The sequence below is a fragment of the Streptomyces mobaraensis NBRC 13819 = DSM 40847 genome (genome assembly GCF_017916255.1).
GTDB classification, from domain to species: Bacteria; Actinomycetota; Actinomycetes; order Streptomycetales; family Streptomycetaceae; genus Streptomyces; species Streptomyces mobaraensis.
On the sequence record NZ_CP072827.1, the window covers coordinates 4,772,958 to 4,797,096 of the forward strand.

Genomic DNA, 24,139 nt, shown 5'->3' on the forward strand with positions numbered 1-24,139 from the left:
AATATCCCCCACAGGCCGGCGGTCGCCCCAATGACCGTCGCTCTGCCAGCGGGCGGCATGGGGCCGCCCGCCCGGGAGGCCCTTTGCGACGGACGAAGCCCGCGACGGCTGAGCGGTGCAGGCGGATCCTGCCGCCCCTGCGGGCCGCGCGGAGGACGTGGAGGGCCGTCGACCGGCCCTCGAAGGGCGTGGACCCGGCCCCTTCCCCGCGACCCAGGTCGCGTCCAGACCTCTCCCCGAGGGGGTTCGTGCACCCGTGGTGACCAGCAAGAAGCGCCGTGAGAACGACCGGCGCACCTATGTCCTCGACACCAGCGTCCTGCTGGCGGATCCAGGCGCCATGTGCCGCTTCGAGGAGCACGAGGTGGTGCTGCCCGTCGTGGTGGTCACGGAGTTGGAGGCCAAGCGGCACCATCCGGAGCTCGGTTACTTCGCCCGGAAGGCGCTGCGCCGACTCGACGAGTACCGGGTGCAGTTCGGCCGGCTCGACGCGCCGATCCCCATCGGGGAGCTCGGCGGCAGCCTGCGGGTCGAGCTGAACCACTCCGATCCGGCCATACTCCCGGTCGGCTTCCGCCTGGGGGACAACGACTCGCGCATCCTCGCGGTCGCCCGCAACCTCCAGGCGGAGGGGTACGACGTCACGGTGGTCTCCAAGGACCTTCCGCTGCGCATCAAGGCGTCGTCGGTGGGCCTGCTGGCCGAGGAGTACCGGGCGGAGCTGGCCATCACCGACTCGGGCTGGACGGGGATGGCGGAGCTGTCCGTCACCGCCGAGCAGGTGGACGAACTGTTCGCCGCGGAACGGGCATACATCCCGGAAGCGGTCGAACTGCCCGTCCACACCGGTCTGGTGCTCCAGTCGCCGCGGGGCAAGGCGCTGGGCCGGATGACGGCCGACGGCGCGGTGCGTCTGGTCCGCGGCGACCGGGAGGCGTTCGGCATCCACGGGCGCAGCGCCGAGCAGCGCGTCGCGCTCGACCTGCTGCTCGACCCGGACGTGGGCATCGTCTCGCTGGGCGGCCGGGCCGGTACGGGCAAGTCGGCGCTGGCGCTCTGCGCCGGTCTGGAGGCGGTGCTGGAGCGGCGGCAGCACCGGAAGGTGATGGTGTTCCGTCCGTTGTACGCGGTCGGGGGCCAGGAGTTGGGCTATCTGCCCGGCAGCGAGTCGGAGAAGATGAGCCCTTGGGCCCAGGCGGTCTTCGACACGCTCTCGGCGGTGACCACGGCCGAGGTGATCGAGGAGGTCGTGGGGCGCGGGATGCTGGAGGTGCTGCCGCTGACGCACATCCGCGGCCGGTCGCTGCACGACGCGTTCGTCGTCGTGGACGAGGCGCAGTCGCTGGAGCGCAATGTGCTGCTCACCGTGCTCTCCCGCATCGGCGCCAACTCCCGTGTCGTCCTCACCCATGACGTGGCGCAGCGCGACAACCTGCGGGTCGGGCGGTACGACGGGGTGGCGGCGGTGGTGGAGAAGCTGAAGGGGCACCCGTTGTTCTCGCATGTGACCCTGACGCGATCGGAGCGGTCGCCGATCGCGGCGCTGGTCACGGAGATGCTGGAGGACGGCCGCATCTGACGGACAGCCGGGCGCGGCCCGCTCGGCGGCGCCCGGTGACGACGGCGGCCGGTGCAGGCGTCCGAGCCGACCTCCGGTGGCGACGCCCGATGCCGGCACCCGATGACAGGGCCGAGCGGCAAGGCCGGCGACAAGCCCAAGTCACGAGGCCAAGGCGCAAAGCCAAGTCACGAGGCCGACTGCCCGGACCGGGTGACGAGGCCGAGAGGCAACGGACAACGCGCGGCAAAGCCTGGGAGCTTAGCCGCGCGTTGTGCTGCCGCGCCGCCATTCCCGGAATTCCGGTGCGCCGAACATGGTGTGACGTTTCCCACGCAACGCGGAATTGCCTCCGAGCGTGCGCGTCGGGCAAAGTCTGGTTCCTGTCAGGCCCCGCATACGGCACTTGCACCTCGGGCTCCCCAGGGAGCGCGCGTTCACCACTACGTGATTCGAGCGGTGAACGGACAACTGAACAGCGTCGCCGTATGCCGCCCGAGCGCCGTACGGACCTCTCGCAGAGGGGGGTTCGCCGACGGTCCTCCGGGCCAGTGCCTCCAGTGACCGGCCGGTCCCGTGATGCCGCGGTTCCGTACCAGCAGAGGCCAGTGTCAGGGGCGCGATCGCGTCCGCGAGGGTCATGTGCGCGGGCGATGCTGGAAGGAAAGCGTGTGAGCCGGATCTCGGTCCGGGGATTCGCCGTGGCCTCCGCCACCGCGGTCACCACCGTCGGCGCCGTCGTGGGCGTCGCCCAGGGCGACGAGCAGGGTAAGACGACGACCGGCGGAGTGCAGGCCGCCGCGGCCGACACGACGCTTCTCGCGGAACTTCCCGCCGGGCAGAAAGCCGTCCAGACCGCTTCGCTGACGGAGCAGGCGGACACCCAGGTCGGCGTCGCCCAGACGATCGCCAAGAAGGAAGCCGAGGAGGCCGCCCGCAAGCAGGCCGCCGAGGACGCCAGCGCCAAGAAGGAAGCCGCCGAGGCCGCCGCCAAGAAGGAGGCGGAGGAGAAGGCCAAGGAGAAGGCGGAGAAGGACCGGGAGAAGAAGGAGAAGGACGAGGTCGCGAGCCGTTCGGCGACGCGCGACTCGGTCGACATCCCGGTCAAGGGCTCCTACAGCACCGCCGAGGTGCAGGCGATAGCCCGGCAGATCGTTCCCGCCGACCAGTTCCAGTGCTTCAGCAACATCGTGAACAACGAGAGCAGCTGGGACTACACGGCCACCAACGCCTCCTCCGGTGCCTACGGTCTCGTCCAGGCGCTCCCCGGCGAGAAGATGTCCTCCGCGGGTGCGGACTGGCGGACCAACCCCGCCACCCAGATCAAGTGGGGCCTCAGCTACATGAACGAGCGGTACCACAGCCCGTGTGGCGCGTGGTCCTTCTGGCAGGCCAACAACTGGTACTAGGCCCTCCGGCCGGTATCAGGCTCTCCGGCGCGCGCCGCGCAACGCTTCCACGAGCCCCCGACCTCAACCGGTCGGGGGCTTTGTGGGTCTTCCGGAGGGAACGCGGGCACTCACGGGCGGAAACCTTTCGTCTCCGACCCATGGGGCCCAGGTAACGTTCATGCCGGATGGCCGCGGGGGATGTGGGGGTAGAGGAAGAGAAATGTCCAGATTGCCACAATGGCTCGGCAGTGTCGGCTCGGGCCTGACGCGGCTCTCCCACCGGCTGGAGGAGCGCAAGGCGCGCACCGACCCGGACGGCGTGCCCGCCTGGGCGCGGCCGCCGGCCGGCGAGCCCGCCCCCGGGCGACCGGTCCGCGAACCGGCGGACGGGGGAACCGCCGCACCCGGACCCGTAGGACCCGCCGCGCCCGAATCCGCCGCGCCCTCCCGAACCGCATCCGCCGAATCCACAGGACCCGCCGGATCCTCCGAACCGTCCGCCGCCGCGCCCGACGCGGATCCCACCCAGACCCAGACCCCGGCCCCGGCCCCGGCCGAGCGGACCCCGCCGACACCGCCGCCCCCGCCCCCCTCCGCCGCGGCCGTCCTCGCCGAACCGCCGCGCCCCGACCCCGTGGCCGCCGTGCCCTGGGGAGTCCGCGTCGCCGCCGAGGCCGGCTGGCGACTGCTGGTGCTCGCGGGAACGCTGTGGGTGTTGATGCGCGTCATCAGCGCGGTGCAACTGGTGGTACTGGCATTCGTCGCGGGTCTGCTGATCACGGCGTTGCTCCAGCCGACCGTCGCCACACTCGTCCGCCGGGGCCTCCCGAGGGGGCTCGCGGCGGCCCTGACCTTCATCTCGGGCTTCGTGATCATGGGACTGGTCGGCTGGTTCGTGGTCTGGCAGGTGATGGACAACGCCGACGACCTCTCCGGAAAGCTGGAGACGGGCCTCCACGACCTGAAGGAATGGCTGCGGACCAGTCCGTTCCATGTCACCCAGGACCAGATCGACAACATCACCGACAACCTGACCAAGGCGCTCCGGTCCAACACGGACGAGATCACCTCGGCGGGCATACAGGGCGTCCAGGTCATCATCGAGACGCTGACCGGCATCGTCCTGGCGATGTTCACCACCCTCTTCCTGCTCTACGACGGGCCGCGGATCTGGCGCTGGGTGCTCAGGCTCGTCCCGAGCGCGGCCCGCGAGGGTGTCGCCGGGGCGGGGCCGCGCGCGTGGGCGACCCTCACGGCGTATGTGCGGGGCACGGTGATAGTGGCCATGATCGACGCGATCTGCATCGGCATCGGCCTCTACTTCCTCAAGGTGCCGATGGCCGTGCCGCTGGCCGTCTTCATCTTCCTCTTCGCCTTCATCCCGCTCGTCGGCGCCGTGGTCTCCGGAGCGCTGGCGGTCGTGGTGGCGCTGGTCACCCAGGGCGTCTTCACGGCGACGATGGTGCTGGTGGTCGTCCTGGCCGTGCAGCAGATAGAGGGCCACGTCCTCCAGCCGTTCATCCTCGGCCGGGCGGTCCGCGTCCATCCGCTCGCGGTCGTGCTCTCCGTGGCGGCCGGCTCGATGATCGCCGGGATCGGCGGTGCGGTGGTGGCGGTGCCGCTGGTGGCGGTGACCAATACGGTCGTCGGCTATCTGAAGGCGTACTCGCGCGGCGAAGTCCCCGGCGAACGCCTGGAGTGAACCGGTCCCGGACGCCGAGGCCCTGGACCTGACGTGGCCCGGGCCTGACGTGGCTCGGGCCTGACGTGGCCCGGGCCTGACGTGGCTCGGGCCTGACGTGGCCCGGACCCGACGAGGCTCGGGACCTGACGTGGCCCGGACCCGACGAGGCTCGGGACCTGACGAGGCCCGGACCTGACGAGGTCCGGGCCCGACCCAGGCCCCCGGCCGAACGGCCAGGCCCCCGGCCGAACGGCCAGGCCCCGGCAACGACCAAGCCCCGAACACAACGACGGCGGCCCGCCGACCAGAAGGTCGGCGGGCCGCCGTGCGTACTACGGGAGTGCTCAGCCGTTGAGAACGGCCTCGGCGTCGAGCGTGGCGCCGACGGCCTGGAGCACGGAGGCGATCTTGAACGCCTCCTGGATCGTCTCGCGCGCCACACCGGCCTTGCGCAGCACCTGCTCGTGCGAGTCGAGGCACATGCCGCAGCCGTTGATGGCGGAGACGGCCAGGGACCACAGCTCGAAGTCGACCTTCTCCACGCCCGGGTTGCCGATGACGTTCATCCGCAGACCGGCGCGCAGGTTGCCGTACTCCGGGTCCGACAGCAGGTGCCGGGTGCGGTAGTAGACGTTGTTCATCGCCATGATGGCGGCGGCGGCCTTGGCGGCGGTGTACGCCTCCGGGGACAGGTTCGCCTTCGCCTCGGGCTCCAGCTCGCGCAGGACGATCGGCGAGCGGGTCGCGATCGCGCAGGCCAGGACCGTGCCCCACAGCTGCTGCTGCGGGAGGTCGGAGTTGCCGATGACCGAGCCGAGGTTCAGCTTCAGGTCCTTGGCGTAGTCCGGTATGGCGGACTTCAGTTCATCGAGAGCCATGAGGGATCAGCTCACTCGCCCGCGAGGAGCGCGACCGGGTCGAGGGTCTCGTCGCCCTTGCTCCAGTTGCAGGGGCACAGCTCGTCGGTCTGCAGGGCGTCGAGGACCCGCAGGACCTCCTTGGGGTTACGGCCGACGGAGCCGGCGGTCACCATGACGAACTGGATCTCGTTGTTCTGGTCGACGATGAAGACGGCGCGCTGGGCGTAGCCGTCCTCGCCCTCGACGCCGCACGCGCGCATCAGCTCGTGCTTGGCGTCGGCCAGCATCGGGAAGGGCAGGTCACGCAGGTCGGCGTGGTCCTTGCGCCAGGCGTGGTGGACGAACTCCGAGTCACCGGAGACACCGAGGATCTGGGCGTCACGGTCGGCGAACTCGTCGTTCAGCTTGCCGAACGCGGCGATCTCGGTCGGGCAGACGAAGGTGAAGTCCTTCGGCCAGAAGAAGACGACCTTCCACTTGCCCTCGTAGGTCTTGTGGTCGATCTGCGCGAAAGCCTTGTCCGCGTCGAGGTCCACACAGGCGGTCAGGTCGAACTCGGGGAACTTGTCACCGACAGTGAGCACGCGCTCTCCTTGCAGCGAAGAAAGTCCCTGGTTGCGGACTTTCTGCGGGGTTGGACGTGATCCACCCTGCCACAGGAGGCATTGATAGCGGAAATAGTTAGACTGATTGGTGTTGATCGGAGGTGGTTATCGATGGGGTCGACGGAATCGTCCATACCGCGGAACCGGGCCGCCCGGGGCACCGAGTCCCCGGAGCCGGCCGGTCGCCCGGGCGGCGCCAAGGCGGCGGCCGGCCGGCCTCGCCAGCCCAGCCTGGCCCAGCTCAGGGCGTTCGCGGCGGTCGCCGAGCACCTGCACTTCCGGGACGCCGCCACGGCCATCTCGATGAGCCAGCCGGCGCTCTCGGGCGCCGTCTCGGCGCTGGAGGAGTCGCTCGGAATTCAGCTCTTCGAGCGTACGACGCGGAGAGTACTGCTCAGCCCGGCGGGTGAACGGCTGGCCGCGCGGGCCCGGACGGTGCTGGACGCCGTCGGCGACTTCATGGAGGAGGCCGAGGCCGCCCGGGCGCCCTTCACCGGCGTGCTGCGGCTGGGCGTGATCCCCACCGTGGCGCCGTACCTGCTGCCCGCCGTGCTCCGGCTGGTCCAGGAGGTCTATCCCGACCTCGACCTCCAGGTGCACGAGGAGCAGACCTCGTCCCTCCTCGACGGCCTCACCCAGGGCCGGCTGGACCTGCTGCTGCTCGCCGTGCCGCTCGGCGCCCCCGGGGTCACCGAAATGCCGCTGTTCGACGAGGACTTCGTCCTGGTCACCCCCTGCGACCACGAACTGGCCGGGCGCACGGACGTCCCGCGCAGCGCGCTGCGCGACCTCGACCTGCTGCTCCTGGACGAGGGCCACTGCCTGCGCGACCAGGCCCTCGACGTCTGCCGCGAGGCCGGCCGCGCCCCCGGCGCACCCGTGGCGACCAGCGCCTCCGGCCTGTCGACGCTGGTCCAGCTGGTCGGCGGCGGGCTCGGCGTCACGCTGCTGCCCCGGACGGCCGTCCGCGTCGAGGCCGCCCGCAGCGACCGCCTCGCCACCAGCTGCTTCGCCGCGCCCCCGCCCTCCCGCCGGATCGCCCTGGCCATGCGCTCGGGCGCGGCGCGGCAGAGCGAGTTCGAGGAGTTCGCGGACGCGCTGCGGGACGCGCTGAGTTCGCTGCCGGTTCGTATCGTGGGCTGAGCGGCGGTCAGCCCGATAACGGTGGTCAGCTCCGGCGGCCGGCCTTCTTGAGGACGGCGTTGACGTCGAGCTCGATCGTCGCGCCGATGGATTCCGGGAGTTCGGCGCGCTCGCCTGGCGCGTAGACGCGGTGGTCGCGGTACTCGTTGGCGAACGGGTCCGTGAGGACGTGCAGCCGCTGCTTCTTCCGGTCGACGATGACGTAGACCGGGATCTTGGCGATCGCGTAGGCGGCGACCTTGGTCCGCACGTCCTGGGCATAGTTGGACGAGGTGACTTCGAGGACCAGGCGGAAGACGGCGGGGTCGTAATAGGTCGACTCGACGGCGTGCTCGTCCGCGTCGCCGTCGACGACGGACAGGTCGGGAATGGCGTAGTCGTACGGTCCGTCGGGGAGCCAGACGGCCACGCCTGGACTACGGACGTCTCCTCCGTGTGTGCTGCCTTGAGGGCGTAGGTCAGGTCGGTCAGGGAGAGGGCGTGAAACGCGTCGGGCGGTGGTGTGACCGTGATCTGTCCCCCCCCAGAATCTCGACTCGGTAGCCGGGATTCCGTTCCGCGAGTCGCTCGGCCTCCTCCAGCAAGGTCGGCTCCTCGCGATCGCGGGGGCGCTCGGTTGCTGCGACGGGCATCGTGTTCCTCCTGGCGGCCGGTGTCGAGCCCAGATCGTCGTAGGCCGCTACAGCCCTTCCGATCCCTTGCACAGGTGTTCACTCGCAGGGGCTAACGCACCCGAAAAGCAACCTGACCTGTGGTGAAAGCCCCCGCTACTCCGTCCGCAGCCCCTCCGGCCGCGTCATCCGGAGCAGCGCCGGCAGCGTGGCGAGGGTGACGACGGCGATGAGGCCCACGCCCGCGCCCGTCACCGGCAGGAACGCCCACCAGTCCGCCACCCGCGCGTCCGTCAGCCGCAGGACGGCCCAGCCGAGGCCCAGGCCGCCGGCCATGGCGACGGCCATGCCCAGCAGCACCGGGATCGCCGTCTGCCACAGCACCGACCAGGCCAGGGTGCGGCGGGGCGTGCCGACGGCCACGAGGGCGGCCAGCATGCGCCGCCGTTCGCGGAGCTGCTCCAGCGTGGTGACGAGCAGGCTCGCGCCGATCAGGGCCAGCATGCCCGCGGCGCCGAGCAGCAGGCCGCGGTGGACCAGCGGGTAGTTGTCGTCCTTCACCACGCCGCCCAGCCGCTCGATGCGCAGGGTGGGGTGGATGCCGGCCGCGGTGTTGCGGACCCTTTCGATGGCGTCGGGGTCGCCCGGCTCGGTCCGTACGGACAGCCGGGTCCTGGCGTCGGGCAGGACGGACGCGTCGACGGCCGACGGCGTGGCCAGGACGCCGTCGGGGTGCTCGCCCGTCGGACCGGGCCGGGTGCGCACCACGCGCGCGGAGTCCGGGACGGTCCACCGGTACGGGCGCGCCGCGTCGTCGGTATAAGGGTCGGCGACGACCTTGGTGCCCGGCCCGAACGCGTCGGCGTGGCCGGGGTCCTCGGAGCGGCCGAGGAAGACGTCGCCGTCCCGGCAGGAGCCGATGTCGGCGAGTTCGGCGAGGGTGGCGCAGTCGCCGATGACGACGCTGGTGACGGTGTCCGGCTCGCCGTCCTTCTCGATGTAGCGCTCCACGTACCCGTCCGCCGCCCGGACGCCCGGGGTGCGCCGGAGCCGGTCCACCCAGTCGTGCACCTGCCGCGGGGAGCCGACCGTGTGCGAGCCGACGAGCTGAGAGTGGGTCGCGAGCGCCTCGGGCGAGGTGTCGAAGTCGCCGCGCACGCCCGTGAAGACCGTCTGGACGGCGATGGCCCCGGCCACCGCGACGGTGATGCCGCTGATCGCCCGTGCCGCCGGTCCGCTGTTCAACTGGAGTCTCCGCACGGCCAGTTGCCAGGACGGCGGGCCGCCGCGCAGCCGGGCGACGAACGCTTCGACGGCCCACGGCAGCAGCGCCGTGACGCCCAGCAGCAGCAGCGCGGCGCCGGTGGCCACCTGCCAGGCGTCCATCGGCACGCCCGGCAGTTCCCCGGCCGCCCGGCCGAACGCGGGGGTGAGCAGGGCGGCGCCCAGCGCGGGCACCAGCAGCCGCCACCACAGCCGGCGCCGCCGGGGCGCCGCGCCGCGCACGACCCCCAGCGGTTCGACGGCGACGCCGCGCAGGGTGAACAGGGCGACCGCGACCGCGCACACCGGCACGGCGACGGTGATCAGCGCCATCGTCCAGGGCGTCGGCAGGACGTCGGACGGGAAGACCCCGGTGTCGCGGATGGTGAGGTCGCGGGCGTACGTGCGCAGCCACAGGAAGAGGGCCGCGCCGGCGCCCAGGCCGAGCACCGCGCCGGTCAGCGCCTCGCCCGCCGCGATCCGGCGGACCGTCCGCAGGTCGGCGCCGATCAGCCGCAGCGCGGCCAGCCTGCGGTCGCGCCCCGCGCCGCCGAACCGGACGGAGGTGCCGATGAAGACGGCGACCGGCGTCAGCAGCACCACACACGTGAGGACGGTGAGGACGATGAGGACCGGGCTCATCGGCTGGTCCGGCTCGTCGTGCCCGAACCGGTCGACGCGCTTGGCGCCCGTCGCCGGGCCGATGCGGTCGCTGCCCGCGTAGTAGAGGAGCTCGTCGGGCCCGACGAGTCCGGCGTCGCCGATGGTCCCGACGGTCCGGTAGGCGGCGAACCGGTCGCGGAGCAGCGCTCCCCGGTCCGACGCCAGCAGTCCGGCGAGCGCGGGGGAGACCACCATCTCGCCGGGCTCCGGGAGCCGGTCGACGCCGGGCGGGCGGGGCGCGTCCGGGCCGTCCGCGGTCAGCAGCCCGCCGGTGACGGGCTTGTCGCGGAAGTCGGTACGGACCTCCTGGTAGAGCAGGGTGCCCGGGCCGGGCCGGGCGTCCCGCTCGGCCGGGTCGCGGAACTCGCCGGTGACGCCCACCGAGCGGGACGTCTCCCGGGCGTGCCGGGCCGCCAGCGTCGACGGCACCGACGCGACGAGCAGCAGCAGCGCCACGCCGAGCCCGACGCCCACCGCCGTGAGCGTGGTCCGCAGCAGCCCCTCCCGGCCGCCGGCGACGGCGTACCGGGCACCGAAGCGCAGATCGCGGAGCCAACGGGCGGGGCCGCGGGGGCCGGTGGGGCGGGCGGTACGGGCCGGCGCGGGGCGCACGTCGCGCGGGTGCCCGCCGTCGTCCGGATCCCGGTCCACCGCGCGGACGTCCCCGCCGGTCACAGCACCCCCGTCATGTCCCGCACCCTGCCGTCGCGGACGATGACCTCGCGGTCGGAGTAGGCGGCGACCCGCGACTCGTGGGTGACGAGGACGACGGCCGCGCGCGTCTCCCGGGCGGCAGCGGTGAGGAGCTCCATCACCCGCTCGCCGTTGAGGGAGTCGAGGGCGCCGGTCGGCTCGTCGGCGAAGATCACACGCGGTGTGGTGACGAGCGCGCGGGCGACGGCGACGCGCTGGCCCTGGCCGCCGGACACCTCGCCGGGCCGCTGGTCGCGGACGTCGGCGACGTCCAGCCGCTCCAGCCAGTCCAGTGCCCTGGCCTCGGCCTCCTTGCGCCGGAGGCCGGCCAGCCGCAGCGGCAGGGCCGTGTTCTCCACGCACGTCAGCTCCGGCACCAGCCGGCCGAACTGGAAGACGAAGCCGAACTCCCCGCGCCGCAGGGCGCTCCGCTCGGCGTCCGGCAGGTCCGTCAGGCGCCGGCCGTCGTAGGTGACGACGCCCTCGTCCGGCCGCACGATGCCGGCCAGACAGTGCAGCAGCGTGGACTTGCCGGAGCCCGAGGGCCCCATGACGGCGACGACCTCGCCCGGGTGGACGGAGAAGTCGGCGCCGTCGAGGGCGCGCGTCGGGCCGTAGGACTTGCGCAGGCCGACGGCGCTCAGCAGGGAGCCGGCGGGTATCAAGCGCCCACCGCCTCGGCGAGTCGGCCGAGCCGGGTGGCGGTCACTTCCAGCCACCGCAGGTCGGCTTCGAGGTGGAACAGGGCGTGGTCGCAGATCAGCTGGTCGGCCAGGTCGCCGGAGCGCTTGCGCTCGGTCAGTCCGCGCATCATCCGCAGGTGCTCCGCGCGCTGGGCGTCGAGCAGACCGGTCGCGTTCCGCCCGGTCAGCAGGGCGAGGACGATCTTGGTGTAGAGCGTCGACTGGAGGTACGGCTCGGGCTTCTCGGGCCGGGCGAGCCACCGGCCGACGTCGTCGACGCCGGCCTCCGTGATCGCGTAGCGCTTGCGGTCCGGGCCGCCGCCCTGCTCGATCCCGTCGACCTCGACGAGCCCGTTCTTCAGCAGCCGCGACATCGTCGCGTACACCTGGCCGTAGTGCAGCGGCCGGTCCTGGCCGAAGTGGGCGTCGAAGGCCCGCTTCAGGTCGTAACCGTGCCGGGGGCCGGATTCCAGCAGGCCGAGCAGAGTGTGTCCGATCGACATGCCGCGACTGTACAACAGGTCTATACCTTGGGTGTATAGACGCGGTGTACAGCCGGTTTCCTTCCTTGGCGGCCGGTCCCTCCTGGGGCGGGCGGCCGGTGCCTCCTGAGGCGTGCGGCCGGTCCCTCCTGGGGCGGGCGGCCGGTGCCTCAGGAGGTGCGCGGCCGGTCCCTCCGGACGCGGGTGGCCGGTCCCTCCGGAGGGATGCGGCCAAGCATCCGGAAGCGCCGGTACCGCCTCTGACGACCCAGACGCCTCAGCCCCGGCCTTCGGTTCCCCGCTTTCCGTCCCGAGGTTCCTCCTGCCGCTCCTCCGACGCGGCCGGGCGCCCGGGCCGGCGGATCGCGCCGACATTCCGGGGCAGCCGGCCGGCTTCGGCCAGCGCCTTGCGCAGCAGGAACTCGATCTGCGCGTTGGCGCTGCGCAGCTCCTCGGCGGCCCAGCGCGAGAGCGCGTCGTGGACCAGTGGATCCAGCCGCAGCAGCACCTGCTTGCGCTGCCGCGGCCGTCCTTGCGGTGCCAGGTCGTCCGTCACTGGTACAGGGTGCCGGTGTTGAGGACGGGCTGTGCGGCCCGGTCCCCGCACAGCACCACCATCAGGTTGCTCACCATCGCCGCCTTCCGCTCCTCGTCCAGCTCCACGATGCCCTGCTCGCTGATGCGGGCCAGGGCCTGCTCGACCATGCCGACCGCGCCCTCGACGATCATCTGCCGGGCGGCCACGACCGCGCCGGCCTGCTGCCGCTGGAGCATCGCGGAGGCGATCTCCGGAGCGTAGGCGAGGTGCGTGAACCGCGACTCGACGATCCGGACGCCCGCCGCCGCCACCCGGGCGTGCAGCTCGACGGCCAGCTTCTCGGTGATCTCCTCGGCGTTGCCGCGCAGCGACAGCGCGGCCTCGTCGTGGGCGTCGTAGGGGTACTCGATGGCGATGTGCCGGACGGCCGCCTCGGTCTGGACGGCCACGAACTCCTGGAAGTCCTCCACCGCGAACCGCGCCTGCGCGGTGTCCTCGACCTGCCACACCACGACCGCCGCCAGCTCGATCGGGTTGCCGTAGGCGTCGTTCACCTTCAGCACGGCCGTCTCGTGGTTGCGCACCCGGGTGGAGATCTTCTCCCGGCTGGTGAACGGGTTGACCCAGCGCAGGCCCTCGGTGCGGATGGTGCCGCGGTAGCGGCCGAAGAGCTGGACGACGCGGGTCTCACCGGGGGCGATGGTGTTCAGCCCGCACATGGCGATGATCGCGCCGAGTCCGACGACCACCCCGGACGCGACGAGTCCGCCGGCCGCGCCCTTGTTCCCGTCCGCACCGAAGCCCGCGCCCAGCACCACCAGTCCCACGCCGGCGAGCAGTCCCAGCAGGCCCAGCAGCAGGGCGAGTCCGCCGCCGATGTCCTTGGCCGGCTTCTCGCGGACGGGCGGTGCGGGCGCCTTGGCCGGGAGTGCGGCGGTGGCGGTGTCGAGCGGTGCTTCGGGCATGGGGGTCCCCCTGGGTGGTGTCTAGCAAACTGATATCAGTTTACCGCCCTGTACGGTTTCCCGCATCGCGCCGCACCCGGGTTCCGTCCTCCGGGGTGCTATATGTCACGTGCGCCAAACCCTTGATCGATGGGCCTTTGGTCACACTTGCGGTGTTAGCTTCGTGAGCTGGTTGGGGGCGGACAGAGTGGAGCTACGGGAGAGATGGGTCGAGCCGAAGCACGACGGGCGCAGAAGGGCAGTGCCCGCAGCGCCAAGGGCAAAAAGCCCAAAAAGACCGGTATACGCCGCTTTTTCACCTGGAAGAAGCTGCTCGCCTACTTCTTCGGGCTGATAGCCCTGGGCGTGGGCGCCTTCGTGGCGCTGTACCTGTACGTGGACGTGCCGACCGACGGCAAGCACGCCGCGATGGCGCAGGCCACGGTCTACAAAATGCCCGACGGCAGGGTCATCAAGCGGGACGGCGAGTTCAACCGCGAGATGGTCGACTTCTCGAAGATCCCGAAGAACGTGCAGAACGCCGTCATCGCGGCGGAGAACAAGGACTTCTGGGACGACTCGGGCGTGGACCTCATGGGCACCACGCGCGGCATCCTCAAGACGGTCATGGGCGAGGGCAAGCAGGGTGGTTCGACGATCACCCAGCAGTACGTCAAGAACTACTACCTCGACCAGCGACAGACCGTCAGCCGCAAGGTCACCGAGCTGATCATCTCGCTGAAGCTCAAGAACAAGATGTCCAAGGAGAAGATCCTCGAGGGCTATCTGAACACGAGCTACTTCGGCCGCAACTCCTACGGCATCCAGGCCGCTTCCCACGCGTACTTCAACAAGGACCTCGACAAGCTCACCGTCGAGGAGTCGGCCTACCTCGCCGCCCTGCTCCAGGCGCCGAGCCAGTACGACGTCGTCACGGGGACCGAGACGGGCAAGAAGCTCGCCAAGCAGCGCTGGGGCTACGTCCTCGACAAGATGGTCGAGAAGAACTGGCTGGCGAAGGACAAGCGCCAGACGATGAAGTTCCCCGACGTGAAGAAGCCCAAGCCGCTCACCGGCCTCAAGGGCCAGGACGGGTACCTCTACAAGCTGGCCGAGGACCAGGCTTCGGAGATCCTCAAGAAAAAGGGCATGGACATCGGTGCCGGTGGCTACACGATCACCCTGAGCATCGACCCGAAGAAGCAGAAGCAGCTGGAGAACGCGGTCAAGACCGAGCTCTGGGACAAGCTGAGCCCCAAGGCCCGCAAGGTCGACAACTACGTCCAGCCGGGCGCCGTCTCCGTGGATCCGAAAACCGGCAAGATCGTCGCCATGTACGGTGGCAAGGAGTGGGCCACGCACCAGATCTCCAACGCCACCCGTGAGGACTACCAGCCGGGCTCCACGTTCAAGCCGCTGATCTACGCCTCCGCCCTGGAGAACGGGTCGACGACCCAGGACGGCAAGCCGATCAACGCCAACACCATCTACAACGGCGACAACGAGCGCATGGTGGTCGGCCCCAACGGCCCCACGGGTTACCACCCGGAGAACGAGGACCAGCAGTCCTACGGACCGCAGACCGTCGAAGAGTCGATGATGAAGTCCGTCAACTCGGTCTTCGCGCAGATGGCCGTGGACGTCGGCCTGCAGAAGGTCAAGAAGACCGCGACGGACCTCGGCATGAACGGCGACGCCAGGGACTTCGGCGCCCACGCCTCCATGGCCCTCGGCGCCATGAGCCAGAGCCCGCTCCACATGGCCGCGGCCTACGCCTCGCTGGACGCCCACGGCAAGAAGGTCACGCCGACCATCATCAAGTCCATCAGCCGGAACGGCCAGAACATCGACCTGGACAGCGCGGTCAGCGGTGACGCGATCTCCCGGGGCGCCGCGGACGGCGTCACGGCGATCCTGAAGAGCGTGGTGCAGAAGGACGGTACCGGCAAGGTCGTCCGGAGCGACCGCTACCAGATCGCGGGCAAGACCGGTACCTCGGACGAGGACCGCTCGGCCTGGTTCGCGGCCTACACCCCGGACCTCGTCACCACGGTCGGCGTCTTCGGCGAGGAGCCCAACGGCAACCACGCCAAGCTCTACGGAGCCGGTGGCGAGGAGCGCGTCAACGGCAGCGGCTTCCCGGCGAAGATCTGGGACGCCTACATGTCCGAGGCGCTCGGCGACAACCCGACCGCCGAGTTCGACCTCGACACCAAGAACGGTGCCGCCACCGCGGAAGCCCCGCCGCCGGCCACCACGGCGCCCCCCGTGACGACGGCCCCGACGACGCCGCCGCCCACCACGCGCGCGCCGTCCACCCCGCCGCCGACCAAGTCGACGCCGAACAAGCCGACGACGCCGTCGGACAAGGAGACGAAGCACACGCCGCCGCCGAAGCCGCCCACGAAGCCGCCGCACAGCAACCACCCGACCCCGCCGGACACCGGCGGTCCGGGCAACCCGGGTGGCCCGGGAGGTCCGGGCGGCGACGACGGGGGGCTGAACCTCCCGTAGCGGTCGGCCGTCCCGCGGACCCGAGCCGTCCCCGCGGACCTGACACGACAAGGGCCGTTCCCCTCACTCCCGTAGTGAGGGGAACGGCCCTTCGTCGTACGCGCGCCCGGGGCCTCAGCCCCCGTTCACCCGCGCCGCGATGCGGTCCCCGGTCGCCTTGTCGATGTTGCGCCAGTACTGGAGCGCGCGGCTCAGCACCGGGGCGCTCACCCCGTTGAGGAGGTGTCCGGACACCGTGGCGACCAGGCGGTCGCGGGCCGCGTCGTCGAAGACCTGGCGGACGAGGGTGCCCGCCTGCCCCCAGTCGTCGTCCTCGCGGTGCAGCCGGTACGCCTCGCGGACCATCTCGCCGGAGGCGTGCCAGCCGGCGACGTCCCCGAACCGGGCGGTGTCGGCGGCCGGGCCGCCGTACGAGTTGGGGGCGTACGGACGGGCCGTGCGCGACGGCTCGTAGCGCATCGGGCCGTCCTTCGCGTACGAGTTCACGCCGGAGTGCGGGCGGTTGGGCGGGAGCTGGGCGTAGTTGGGGCCGACGCGGTAGCGGTGGGCGTCGGGGTAGGAGAAGAGCCGGCCGAGGAGCATCTTGTCCGGCGACGGGCCGATGCCGGGGACCAGGTTGGACGGTTCGAAGGCGGCCTGCTCGATGTGGACGAAGAAGTCTTCCGGGTTGCGGTCCAGGGTGAGGCGGCCCACCTCGATCAGCGGGTAGTCGCCGTGCGGCCACACCTTGGTGAGGTCGAAGGGGTTGAAGCGGTAGTCCGGGGCGTCGTCGAAGGGCATCACCTGGACGTGCAGCGTCCACGAGGGGGCGTCCCCGCCCTCGATCGCCTGCCAGAGGTCGCGGCGGTGCCGGTCCGGGTCCTCGCCGGCGAGGTGGTCGGCCTCCTCCTGGGTGAGGCACTCGATGCCCTGGTCGGTCTTGAAGTGGTACTTGACCCAGAACTTCTCGCCGCCGCCGTTGACCCACAGATAGGTGTGGGATCCGTAGCCGTTCATGTGCCGCCAGGTGCGCGGCACGCCCCGGTCGCCCATCAGCCAGGTGACCTGGTGGGCCGACTCGGGGGAGAGCGTCCAGAAGTCCCACTGCATGTCGTTGTCGCGCAGCCCGTTGTCGGGACGGCGCTTCTGCGAGCGGATGAAGTCCTGGAACTTCTGCGGGTCGCGGACGAAGAAGACCGGGGTGTTGTTGCCGACGAGGTCGTAGTTGCCGTGCTCGGTGTAGAACTTGACGGCGAAGCCGCGCGGGTCGCGCCACGTGTCCGGGGAGCCCTGCTCGCCCGCCACCGTGGAGAAGCGGGCCAGCGTCTCGGTCGTGGTCCCCGGCTGGAAGACCGCCGCCTTGGTGAACCGGCTGACGTCGTTGGTCACCCGGAAGGTGCCGTAGGCGCCGCCGCCCTTGGCGTGGACCACCCGCTCGGGGACCCGCTCCCGGTTGAACTGGGCCATCTTCTCGATCAGGTAGTGGTCCTGGAGAAGGATGGGGCCGGTGTCGCCGATGGTGAGCGAGTGCTCGTCGCTCGCCACCGGGATGCCCACGTTGTTCGTCGTGTACGGAGTGTTCTGCGCCGAGTCGGTCATGGAAGACGCCTCCTGCCGCGGACGAAGGAAGGCGTCGTCGTTGACGCCTTCCGCACCGGGCAAGTCAACCGCCGCCGACAGGGCGTCGACAACACGGCCTCCGGGCCCCGTCCGACCTTGGCCGGAAAGTGCGGTCAGTGCCCCTGGGCGGACGGACCGGGCAGCCCCAGCTCGAACCACACCACCTTCCCCGTGCTCAGCCGCGTCGCACCCCATCGCCGGGCCAGCTTGTTCACCAGGTACAGCCCGCGCCCGCCCTCGTCCGACGGCCGGGCCTGCCGCAGCCGCGGCAGTTGCGGCACGTCGTCGCCGACCTCGCAGCGGAGCACGTCCGTCCGCAACAGGCGCAGCGTGATCGGCCGTTCCGCGTACCGGACGGCGTTGGTGATCACCTCGCTGACCAGCAGCTCCACCGCGTCCGTCAGCTCGGTCAGGCCCCAGCGGTCCAGCGCTCGGCGGGCCAGCCGGCGCGCCTGGCGGGCGGTCTGCGGGCGCGGGTCGAGGAACCAGTACGCGACGTCGCTGGGCGCTATGCCCTCGAAGCGGGCGGCGAGCAGGGCGATGTCGTCGTCCCGGTCGCCCGGGCCGAGCATGCCCAGCACCTCGTCGCAGAGCGGCTCCAGCGGCGGCGGGTTGGGGCCGGTGAGACGCGCGGTGTCGATGAGGCGCTCGCGGAGCTGCTCTATGCCCGTCCACACGTCCCGGATCCGCGACTCGACGAGCCCGTCCGTGTAGAGGAGCAGCGTGGCCCCGGCGGGCGCGTCCAGCTCGACGGCCTCGAAGTCCACCCCGCCGACGCCGATCGGCGCGCCCGGCGGCACCCGCAGCACCTCGGCACGGCCGCCGCGGTGCAGCATGATGGGCGGCGGATGGCCCGCGTTGGCGATCACGATGCGGTGCGAGACCGGGTCGTAGACCGCGTAGAGGCAGGTCGCCATCCGGTCCGAACCCAGCCGCTGGGCCTGCTCGTCGAGGTGGTGCAGCACCTCCTGCGGTGGCAGGTCCAGGCCCGCCAGGGTCTGCGCGGTGGTGCGCAGCTGGCCCATGATCGCGGCGGACGTCATGGAGTGGCCCATCACGTCGCCGACGACCAGCGCGATCCGGTTGCCGGGCAGCGGGATCGCGTCGTACCAGTCGCCGCCCACCCGGGCGGTCTCCGCGGCCGGGAGGTAGCGGCTGGCAAGCCGGACACCGGTGGGCTGCGGGAGGGAGTCGGGGAGCATGGTGCGCTGGAGCTCGTCCGCGATGTACACCTCGCGGCCGTAGAGCACGGCCTTGTCCACACCGAGCGCGGTGTGGGTGGCGAGCTGCGCGGCCACCAGCAGGTCGTCGCCCTCGAACGCCGCCCGGTCGGGGCGGCGGATGAAGACCGCGGCGCCGATCACCCGGCGGCGGCCGCGCAGCGGCGCCAGGATCGTCCGTCGCCGCTGCGGTACGTGCCGGTCCTCGCCCAGCAGTTCGGGCAGGGCCGCCCGCGCGGCCGAGGAGTCCCCGAAGACCGGCCGGACACCCCGCAGCACCTCCGCGAGCGGCCCGCCTATGCGCACCTCGCAGCGCTCGGCCGCCTCGTCGGCGAGCTCCAGGCCCAGGCCGGGGGAGCCGGCCGTGGCGGGGCGGGCGCCGCCCTCCGGCGCCCCGGGCGCCTCCGGCGGCCAGACGCTGTCCGTGCCCATGCCGCGCGCGTACTCGGGGAGCCGGTCCGTGCGCCGCAGCCGCAGCACGACGGGGCCGACGGGCCGCTCGTCGCCCACCGGCAGCGGGTCGCGCAGGTAGACGAGGATGGCGTCGGCGAAGGTCGGCACGGTGGCCCGGCAGAGGCCCAGCACGATCTCGTCCAGGTCGATGCCGCGGGCGATCCGGCGGGTGGCCGCGCCGACGAAGCGCAACCGCTCCCCGCCGCCGGGGTGCTGTCCGGCCGCGGGTCCCGTGCCGCCGGGCGGTCCGGCCGCCTCGGAGGCGCTCACGACGGGCCGTACGGGCCGCGCCCCGCGCGGCAGCGGCAGGCCGTCGTCGGGCCGGTCGCCTGGGGCGTCGCCGGTGGTGCCGCCGGGGCGGGGGCGTGGCGCTTCGGCCGAGGCGTGCGCCGGCGCGGGGGCCGGCGGGGGCGTCGGCACGGGGCTATGCCGGACTGCGGCATTCCGCTGTCCTCCGTGGGAGTCGGTCTGCTCCGTCACGCGTGGGGTTCCATCCGTCGGGGCGTCGAGCCCGGTCGCACAGGGCGCACCATGGTCAGGCGGCGCGTCGCAGATTGAGGAAGAGCTGGATCTCGGGCGGGACGTCCGTGCTCAGCGGGGCGTAGGCCAGCGAGTTCTCCCCGACGATCTCGAACCCCGCCTCGCGGACGACCTCCCGCAACTCGTCGCGCAGGTAACCCGATACCCGAATCGTGTTACCGAGGAACGGTATCGCATAGTCGTCCACGTCCGCCTCCACCATCGAGAGAGCCATCAGCCCCCCGGGTCTCAGCAGTCCGTACAGCATCCGCAGCGCGTGCGGTATCTCCGGACGCGGCAGCATCAGCAGTGCGAAGAAGGCCGCGACGCCGTCGAAGGTGCCCAGCCGCCCGTCCCGCAGGTCGGCCAGGTCGGCCTGGTGGAACTCCGCGCCGGGGACGTGGGCGCGGGCCAGGTCGAGCATTCCGGCGGACAGGTCGACGCCCACCACCTCGTGCCCGGCCTCCACCAGCTGCCGGGCCGTCGGAAGGCCGGTGCCGCAGCCGATGTCGAGGATCCGGGAGCCGGCCGGCAGCGACTCCGCGAGCCACGCCCCGGACGCGAGCTGGCCCTCCTTGTGCGGGAACGCCTCGTCGTACCGGTCGCCGATGGCGTCGAACGCCTCGGCCTGCCCGCTGCGGTCCAGGCCCGCGGGGGCGTAGCCGTCGTAGGCCCGCCGGATGTGGTCACCGCTCACCGCTCCGCCCTTCCGCCTGCTGCCTGTGCGAATACCTGACTGCCCGGGTAACAGCTGACTGACTGTCACATCTGCTGTCGCGCCTGGTGCGTTGCCTGTCGGCGACGCGCACGGGGGCGCGGAGGACGATCCTACGGTTGCCCCGCGGGGCGACGGCAAGCGCTTCACGCCCGCGTGGGCGCCGGAGTGCGCCCCCAGTCGTCCGGAAGCTCCGGCACCGGCCACGCGGGGTCGGGCCGCCAGTGCTCCCAGCCGGAGGCGAACGGGGCGCCCCACGCCTGGATCCGCTCGACCGCCGCGTGCCCGGCGGCCCGCACCTCCTCGGCCCGGGCGGCTGACATCAGGCCCACCCGCTGCGCCTGCGCGAACTCGTCCTCGTCCTTCCACTCCCAACTGCGGTCCGGATACACGGCGATGTCCAGGAAGTGGTCCTCGGAGTCGACCCCGCCGGCCCAGCGCGCGAGCGGTTCCTCAAGATTCACGTACCAGTTTCTGAACCTCCAGTCGAGGTCCCAGAAGAGCCAGACCGACCAGGGCTCACCGGGCCGGGCCAGCTTGAGCACGCCCGTCCCGGACCAGGCGTCGACGCTCGTGGTACGCGGCTTGGTGTAGCGGGTCGCCAGGGGCTCCTGGTACGGGGGTCTGCCGTCGGCGAGCACGGGACGGACGCACGCCGTCCCCGGCGCCACCCAGACGGCGAGCAGGTCCGCGGTGTCCTGGACGACCGTCACCGGCCGGCAGATGTGCACCCGGTCCTCGGCATTGGCGCGGTACCGCCAGAGGATCCGGTCGCCGGGCGCCCAGAAACCGCCCGCGGAGCCTGCCGTGGTCCTGGTGTCCGCTGTCTCCGCTGCCATGCGCAGATCTTAGGGGGCGGGGCCGGGCCCGTGCCGTGATGTGTACCGCACGGGCAACGGCCGTTCGGATCCCGCGTTACGGCCGCGTCATCCGCAGGACGTCCAGGGCCTCATCGAGCTGGTCCATGGTCAGCAGCCCGCGCTCGACGTACCCCTCGTCGAGCACCACCTGACGGATCGTCTTCCGCTCCGCCAGCGACTTCTTGGCGACCTTCGCCGCCTCCTCGTACCCGATGTACCGGTTGAGCGGCGTGACCACCGAGGGGGACGACTCGGCGTACTCCCGCGCCCGCTCCACGTTCGCCGTGATCCCGTCGACCGTCCGGTCGGCCAGCAGCCGCGCCGCGTTGCCGAGCAGCCGCACCGACTCCAGCAGGTTCTTGGCCATCACCGGCAGCATCACGTTGAGCTCGAAGTTGCCCGCCGCGCCCGCCGTGGCCACCGTCGCGTCGTTGCCGATCACCTGGGCGGCGACCATCAGCACGGCCTCCGGGATCACCGGGTTGACCTTGCCCGGCATGATCGAGGAGCCCGGCTGGAGGTCGGGAAGGCTGATCTCGGCCAGACCCGTGCGCGGCCCCGAGGACATCCAGCGCAGATCGTTGGCGATCTTCGTGAGGCCGACGGCGATGGTCCGCAGCTGGCCGCTGGTCTCCACCAGGCCGTCGCGCGCGCCCTGCGCCTCGAAGTGGTCGCGGGCCTCGGTGAGCGGCAGCCCGGTGGCCCGCGCGACCTCGGCGATGACGGCGGCGGAGAAGCCGGCCGGGGTGTTGATGCCGGTGCCCACCGCCGTTCCGCCCAGCGGGAGTTCGGCCAGCCGCGGCAGCGAGGCGCGCAGCCGCTCGACGCCGTACCGGACCTGCGCCGCGTAGCCGCCGAACTCCTGGCCGAGCGTCACGGGCGTGGCGTCCATCAGGTGCGTCCGGCCCGACTTGACGACCTCGGCGAACTCCTCGGCCTTGCGCTCCAGCGCCGCCGCCAGGTGCTCCAGCGCCGGGATCAGCTCGCGGGTGACGGCGGCCGTGGCGGCGATGTGGATCGAGGACGGGAAGACGTCGTTGGACGACTGGCTGGCGTTGACGTGGTCGTTGGGGTGCACGTCCCGGCCCAGGCGCTCGCTCGCGAGGGTGGCGACGACCTCGTTGGTATTCATGTTGGAGGACGTGCCGGAACCGGTCTGGAAGACGTCGACCGGGAAGTGCTCGTCCCAGCGCCCCTCGGCGACCTCGGCCGCGGCGGCGGCGATCGCCTCCGCCACCTCCTCGTCGACCACGCCCAGCTCGGCGTTGACCTTGGCGGCGGCCGCCTTGATCCGGGCCAGCGCCTCGATGTGCGCCCGCTCCAGCCGCTGCCCGCTGACCGGGAAGTTCTCCACGGCCCGCTGGGTCTGCGCCCGCCACTTGGCGTGTGCGGGGACGCGCACCTCACCCATCGAGTCGTGCTCGATCCGGTACTGATCGCTCTCGGTCATCGTCACTTACCTCCTGTGGAGTACAGCGTTTGGCCGGTTCACCGTGTTCCCGAAGGCCACTACCAGCCAGTAAATACCGCGAGTAACAACAGAAATCGGGGAGGCTCCATGACACGCAGACCCACCCTGCGCTGTTCTCTCGCGGCCGTCGCCGCCTTCGCGGCCGTTTTCGGAGGAACGACCGGAACCATGGCCACCGGTGCCACGGCCCACGCCGCCACCGCCGCCACGGGCGCCACGCCGCTCTCGCCGGAGCTGGAGAAGATCCGGGCCGCCGAAGCCGTCAAGCTCTACGGCGACGCAGCCGAACGCCCGCTCGCCGAACGCAAGACCTCCCTGCTGTCCCTCGGCGACAGCGAGATATCCGGCGAGGGCGTCGGCACCTACGAACCCGGCACCAGCGGACCGGACAACTGGTGCCACCGCTCGCCCGAGGCCGCCATCCACCGCACGGCCATCCCCGCCGACGTCACCTACAACGTCGCCTGCTCCGGTGCCACCACCGCCAACATCCGCATCGGCGGCACCAAGCAGTACGCGGACGAACTGGTCCAGAGCGACAACCTCGCCGTCAAGGCCCGCAACACCCGCGTCAAGATGGTCCTCCTCGTCGCCGGCGCCAACGACGACCTCCAGTTCGGCCCGGTCATGACCGACTGCGTCACCCGCTACCTCACCCTCCAGGGCACCTGCGAGCCGAAGTACGACCCCGGCTGGCAGGCCCGCGTCGACGGCCTGGTCCCCAAGGTCGAACAGACCGTCCGCGACCTGCGCACGGTGATGCGCGACGCCGGCTACGCCGACGGCGACTACAAACTCGTCGTCATGGGCTACCCGAGCCCCATCGGCCCCGACATCGAGGACAACCCGAACTACCCCGGCAAGCTCCCAGGTGGCTGCGTCGGCTACACCTCGGACGCGGCCTGGGGCCGCAACACCGCCGTCCCCGCCTTCGAACGCGGCATGCGCCGGGCCGCCCGCGAGAGCGGCGCCTCCTACCTGGACAACTCGCGCCTGTTCCACGGCCACGAGGTGTGCATGGACGACGCCTGGGCCCGCGGGCTGTACATCGACCTCTCCAACCCCGTCCCCCCGGACTCCAACTCCGTCCGCCAGTCCTTCCACCCCAACACCCGCGGCCACGCCGCCTTCGCCGCCTGCCTGACCGCGTTCTACGCCTCCGACCGCCGCGAGGCCGGCTGCGCCGACCCGGCGAGCACCGGGAAGCCCGAGCTGTACGGCGGCGCCTGGGACGACGCGTACCGGCCGCTGCGCAACGACGCGACCGGCACCTGCGTCGACGCGTACGGCGCTTCGTCGCGCAACGGGACGACCGTCGGCGGCTGGGACTGCACCGGCAACCGCAACCAGGAGTGGTGGTACGACGGGGGGCGCGGGTCGTTGCGGACCGCCCTCTCCCACGACCGGTGCGTCGACGTCCCGGGCGGCAAATACGCGGCCGGCACCGCCGTCGCCCTGTGGAACTGCCACGGCGGCGACAACCAGCGCTTCACCCGCACCGGCGGAACGTTCCGCCCGACGGCGGCCCCGGACCTGTGCCTGACGCTCGCGTCGGCGAAGGACCCGGTACGCCTCCAGCGGTGCGACGGCTCGCGGAGCCAGAGCTTCGCCTGAGGGCGGGGGGGGAGCCCCGGTCCCGCCCTTTCACCGTTTCTTGCGGGGAGGGCCCC

18 protein-coding genes and 1 pseudogene are annotated in these 24,139 nt (G+C 71.7%); 6 read left to right on the forward strand and 13 right to left on the reverse strand.

Annotated features, from left to right (window positions below):
• Window positions 1-256 precede the first annotated feature (256 nt).
• The 3 genes from J7W19_RS20650 (at window position 257) to J7W19_RS20660 (ending at window position 4,651) form a co-directional block, all read left to right on the forward strand.
• A complete protein-coding gene (locus tag J7W19_RS20650; RefSeq protein ID WP_004941962.1) occupies window positions 257-1,579 on the forward strand; it encodes a PhoH family protein in 1,323 nt (440 codons plus the stop codon).
• 650 nt (window positions 1,580-2,229) lie between these two features.
• On the forward strand, window positions 2,230-2,967 hold the full coding sequence (locus tag J7W19_RS20655) for an aggregation-promoting factor C-terminal-like domain-containing protein (protein ID WP_004941961.1): 738 nt from the start codon (window positions 2,230-2,232) through the stop codon (window positions 2,965-2,967).
• 202 nt (window positions 2,968-3,169) lie between these two features.
• On the forward strand, window positions 3,170-4,651 hold the full coding sequence (locus J7W19_RS20660) for an AI-2E family transporter (RefSeq protein ID WP_040888772.1): 1,482 nt from the start codon (window positions 3,170-3,172) through the stop codon (window positions 4,649-4,651).
• A gap of 326 nt (window positions 4,652-4,977) precedes the next feature.
• Here J7W19_RS20660 and J7W19_RS20665 read toward each other — a convergent pair whose 3' ends face one another.
• The gene (locus tag J7W19_RS20665; protein WP_004941958.1) at window positions 4,978-5,511 is read right to left on the reverse strand and encodes an alkyl hydroperoxide reductase; all 534 of its coding nucleotides are present in this window, start codon (window positions 5,509-5,511) and stop codon (window positions 4,978-4,980) included.
• An 11-nt stretch (window positions 5,512-5,522) separates the two neighbouring features.
• Window positions 5,523-6,077 (reverse strand): peroxiredoxin, encoded by a 555-nt coding sequence (locus J7W19_RS20670; RefSeq protein WP_004941956.1) that lies wholly within the window; start codon window positions 6,075-6,077, stop codon window positions 5,523-5,525.
• A gap of 132 nt (window positions 6,078-6,209) precedes the next feature.
• On the opposite strand from J7W19_RS20670, the gene J7W19_RS20675 reads away from it, so the two are divergent.
• Entirely contained in the window at window positions 6,210-7,241 is a 1,032-nt protein-coding gene (locus tag J7W19_RS20675; RefSeq protein WP_004941954.1) for a LysR substrate-binding domain-containing protein, read from the forward strand.
• 25 nt (window positions 7,242-7,266) lie between these two features.
• Here the strand turns inward: J7W19_RS20675 and J7W19_RS20680 are convergent.
• The 6 genes and pseudogenes from J7W19_RS20680 to J7W19_RS20705 form a co-directional block, all read right to left on the reverse strand.
• Window positions 7,267-7,873: pseudogene (locus tag J7W19_RS20680) on the reverse strand (Uma2 family endonuclease).
• A gap of 135 nt (window positions 7,874-8,008) precedes the next feature.
• A complete protein-coding gene (locus tag J7W19_RS20685; RefSeq protein ID WP_004941950.1) occupies window positions 8,009-10,453 on the reverse strand; it encodes an ABC transporter permease in 2,445 nt (814 codons plus the stop codon).
• Window positions 10,450-11,136, reverse strand: a complete 687-nt coding sequence (locus J7W19_RS20690) for an ABC transporter ATP-binding protein (RefSeq protein ID WP_004941948.1) — start codon at window positions 11,134-11,136, stop codon at window positions 10,450-10,452. Before J7W19_RS20690 ends, J7W19_RS20685 begins: the two co-directional genes overlap by 4 nt.
• Window positions 11,133-11,657 carry a PadR family transcriptional regulator gene (locus J7W19_RS20695; protein WP_004941947.1) on the reverse strand — a complete coding sequence of 175 codons (525 nt, stop codon included), beginning with the start codon at window positions 11,655-11,657 and terminating at the stop codon, window positions 11,133-11,135. The genes J7W19_RS20690 and J7W19_RS20695 overlap by 4 nt, the downstream gene beginning before the upstream one ends.
• A 256-nt stretch (window positions 11,658-11,913) precedes the next feature.
• Window positions 11,914-12,192 (reverse strand): type II toxin-antitoxin system antitoxin, encoded by a 279-nt coding sequence (locus tag J7W19_RS20700; RefSeq protein WP_063825773.1) that lies wholly within the window; start codon window positions 12,190-12,192, stop codon window positions 11,914-11,916.
• Entirely contained in the window at window positions 12,189-13,139 is a 951-nt protein-coding gene (locus tag J7W19_RS20705; protein ID WP_004941943.1) for an SPFH domain-containing protein, read from the reverse strand. The genes J7W19_RS20700 and J7W19_RS20705 overlap by 4 nt, the downstream gene beginning before the upstream one ends.
• Window positions 13,140-13,343: 204 nt before the next feature.
• On the opposite strand from J7W19_RS20705, the gene J7W19_RS20710 reads away from it, so the two are divergent.
• Window positions 13,344-15,632: a transglycosylase domain-containing protein gene (locus J7W19_RS20710; protein ID WP_004941941.1), complete on the forward strand. Its 2,289-nt coding sequence runs from the start codon at window positions 13,344-13,346 to the stop codon at window positions 15,630-15,632.
• Between the two features lie 114 nt (window positions 15,633-15,746).
• Here J7W19_RS20710 and J7W19_RS20715 read toward each other — a convergent pair whose 3' ends face one another.
• The 5 genes from J7W19_RS20715 to J7W19_RS20735 form a co-directional block, all read right to left on the reverse strand.
• A complete protein-coding gene (locus J7W19_RS20715; RefSeq protein ID WP_004941939.1) occupies window positions 15,747-17,210 on the reverse strand; it encodes a catalase in 1,464 nt (487 codons plus the stop codon).
• Between the two features lie 134 nt (window positions 17,211-17,344).
• Window positions 17,345-19,459: a SpoIIE family protein phosphatase gene (locus tag J7W19_RS20720; RefSeq protein ID WP_086025222.1), complete on the reverse strand. Its 2,115-nt coding sequence runs from the start codon at window positions 19,457-19,459 to the stop codon at window positions 17,345-17,347.
• On the reverse strand, window positions 19,440-20,120 hold the full coding sequence (locus J7W19_RS20725) for a class I SAM-dependent DNA methyltransferase (protein WP_004941934.1): 681 nt from the start codon (window positions 20,118-20,120) through the stop codon (window positions 19,440-19,442). The genes J7W19_RS20720 and J7W19_RS20725 overlap by 20 nt, the downstream gene beginning before the upstream one ends.
• A gap of 164 nt (window positions 20,121-20,284) precedes the next feature.
• Window positions 20,285-20,977, reverse strand: a complete 693-nt coding sequence (gene fomD / locus J7W19_RS20730; protein ID WP_004941932.1) for a cytidylyl-2-hydroxypropylphosphonate hydrolase — start codon at window positions 20,975-20,977, stop codon at window positions 20,285-20,287.
• A gap of 76 nt (window positions 20,978-21,053) precedes the next feature.
• Window positions 21,054-22,448 (reverse strand): class II fumarate hydratase, encoded by a 1,395-nt coding sequence (locus tag J7W19_RS20735; RefSeq protein WP_004941930.1) that lies wholly within the window; start codon window positions 22,446-22,448, stop codon window positions 21,054-21,056.
• A 108-nt stretch (window positions 22,449-22,556) separates the two neighbouring features.
• Between J7W19_RS20735 and J7W19_RS20740 the strand changes: the two genes are divergently transcribed.
• Complete coding sequence (locus J7W19_RS20740; protein ID WP_040888769.1) at window positions 22,557-24,083, forward strand: ricin-type beta-trefoil lectin domain protein; 1,527 nt, start codon at window positions 22,557-22,559, stop codon at window positions 24,081-24,083.
• The last annotated feature ends 56 nt before the right edge of the window (window positions 24,084-24,139 follow it).

Coding starts and splice junctions, on each gene's coding strand:
- J7W19_RS20660 (WP_040888772.1), top strand. CDS start 3,170: ATGTCCAGATTGCCACAATGGCTCGGCAGTGTCGGCTCGGGCCTGACG.
- J7W19_RS20665 (WP_004941958.1), bottom strand. CDS start 5,511: ATGGCTCTCGATGAACTGAAGTCCGCCATACCGGACTACGCCAAGGAC.
- J7W19_RS20675 (WP_004941954.1), top strand. CDS start 6,210: ATGGGGTCGACGGAATCGTCCATACCGCGGAACCGGGCCGCCCGGGGC.
- J7W19_RS20695 (WP_004941947.1), bottom strand. CDS start 11,657: ATGTCGATCGGACACACTCTGCTCGGCCTGCTGGAATCCGGCCCCCGG.
- J7W19_RS20705 (WP_004941943.1), bottom strand. CDS start 13,139: ATGCCCGAAGCACCGCTCGACACCGCCACCGCCGCACTCCCGGCCAAG.
- J7W19_RS20710 (WP_004941941.1), top strand. CDS start 13,344: ATGGGTCGAGCCGAAGCACGACGGGCGCAGAAGGGCAGTGCCCGCAGC.
- J7W19_RS20715 (WP_004941939.1), bottom strand. CDS start 17,210: ATGACCGACTCGGCGCAGAACACTCCGTACACGACGAACAACGTGGGC.
- fomD (WP_004941932.1), bottom strand. CDS start 20,977: ATGGCAGCGGAGACAGCGGACACCAGGACCACGGCAGGCTCCGCGGGC.
- J7W19_RS20735 (WP_004941930.1), bottom strand. CDS start 22,448: ATGACCGAGAGCGATCAGTACCGGATCGAGCACGACTCGATGGGTGAG.
- J7W19_RS20740 (WP_040888769.1), top strand. CDS start 22,557: ATGACACGCAGACCCACCCTGCGCTGTTCTCTCGCGGCCGTCGCCGCC.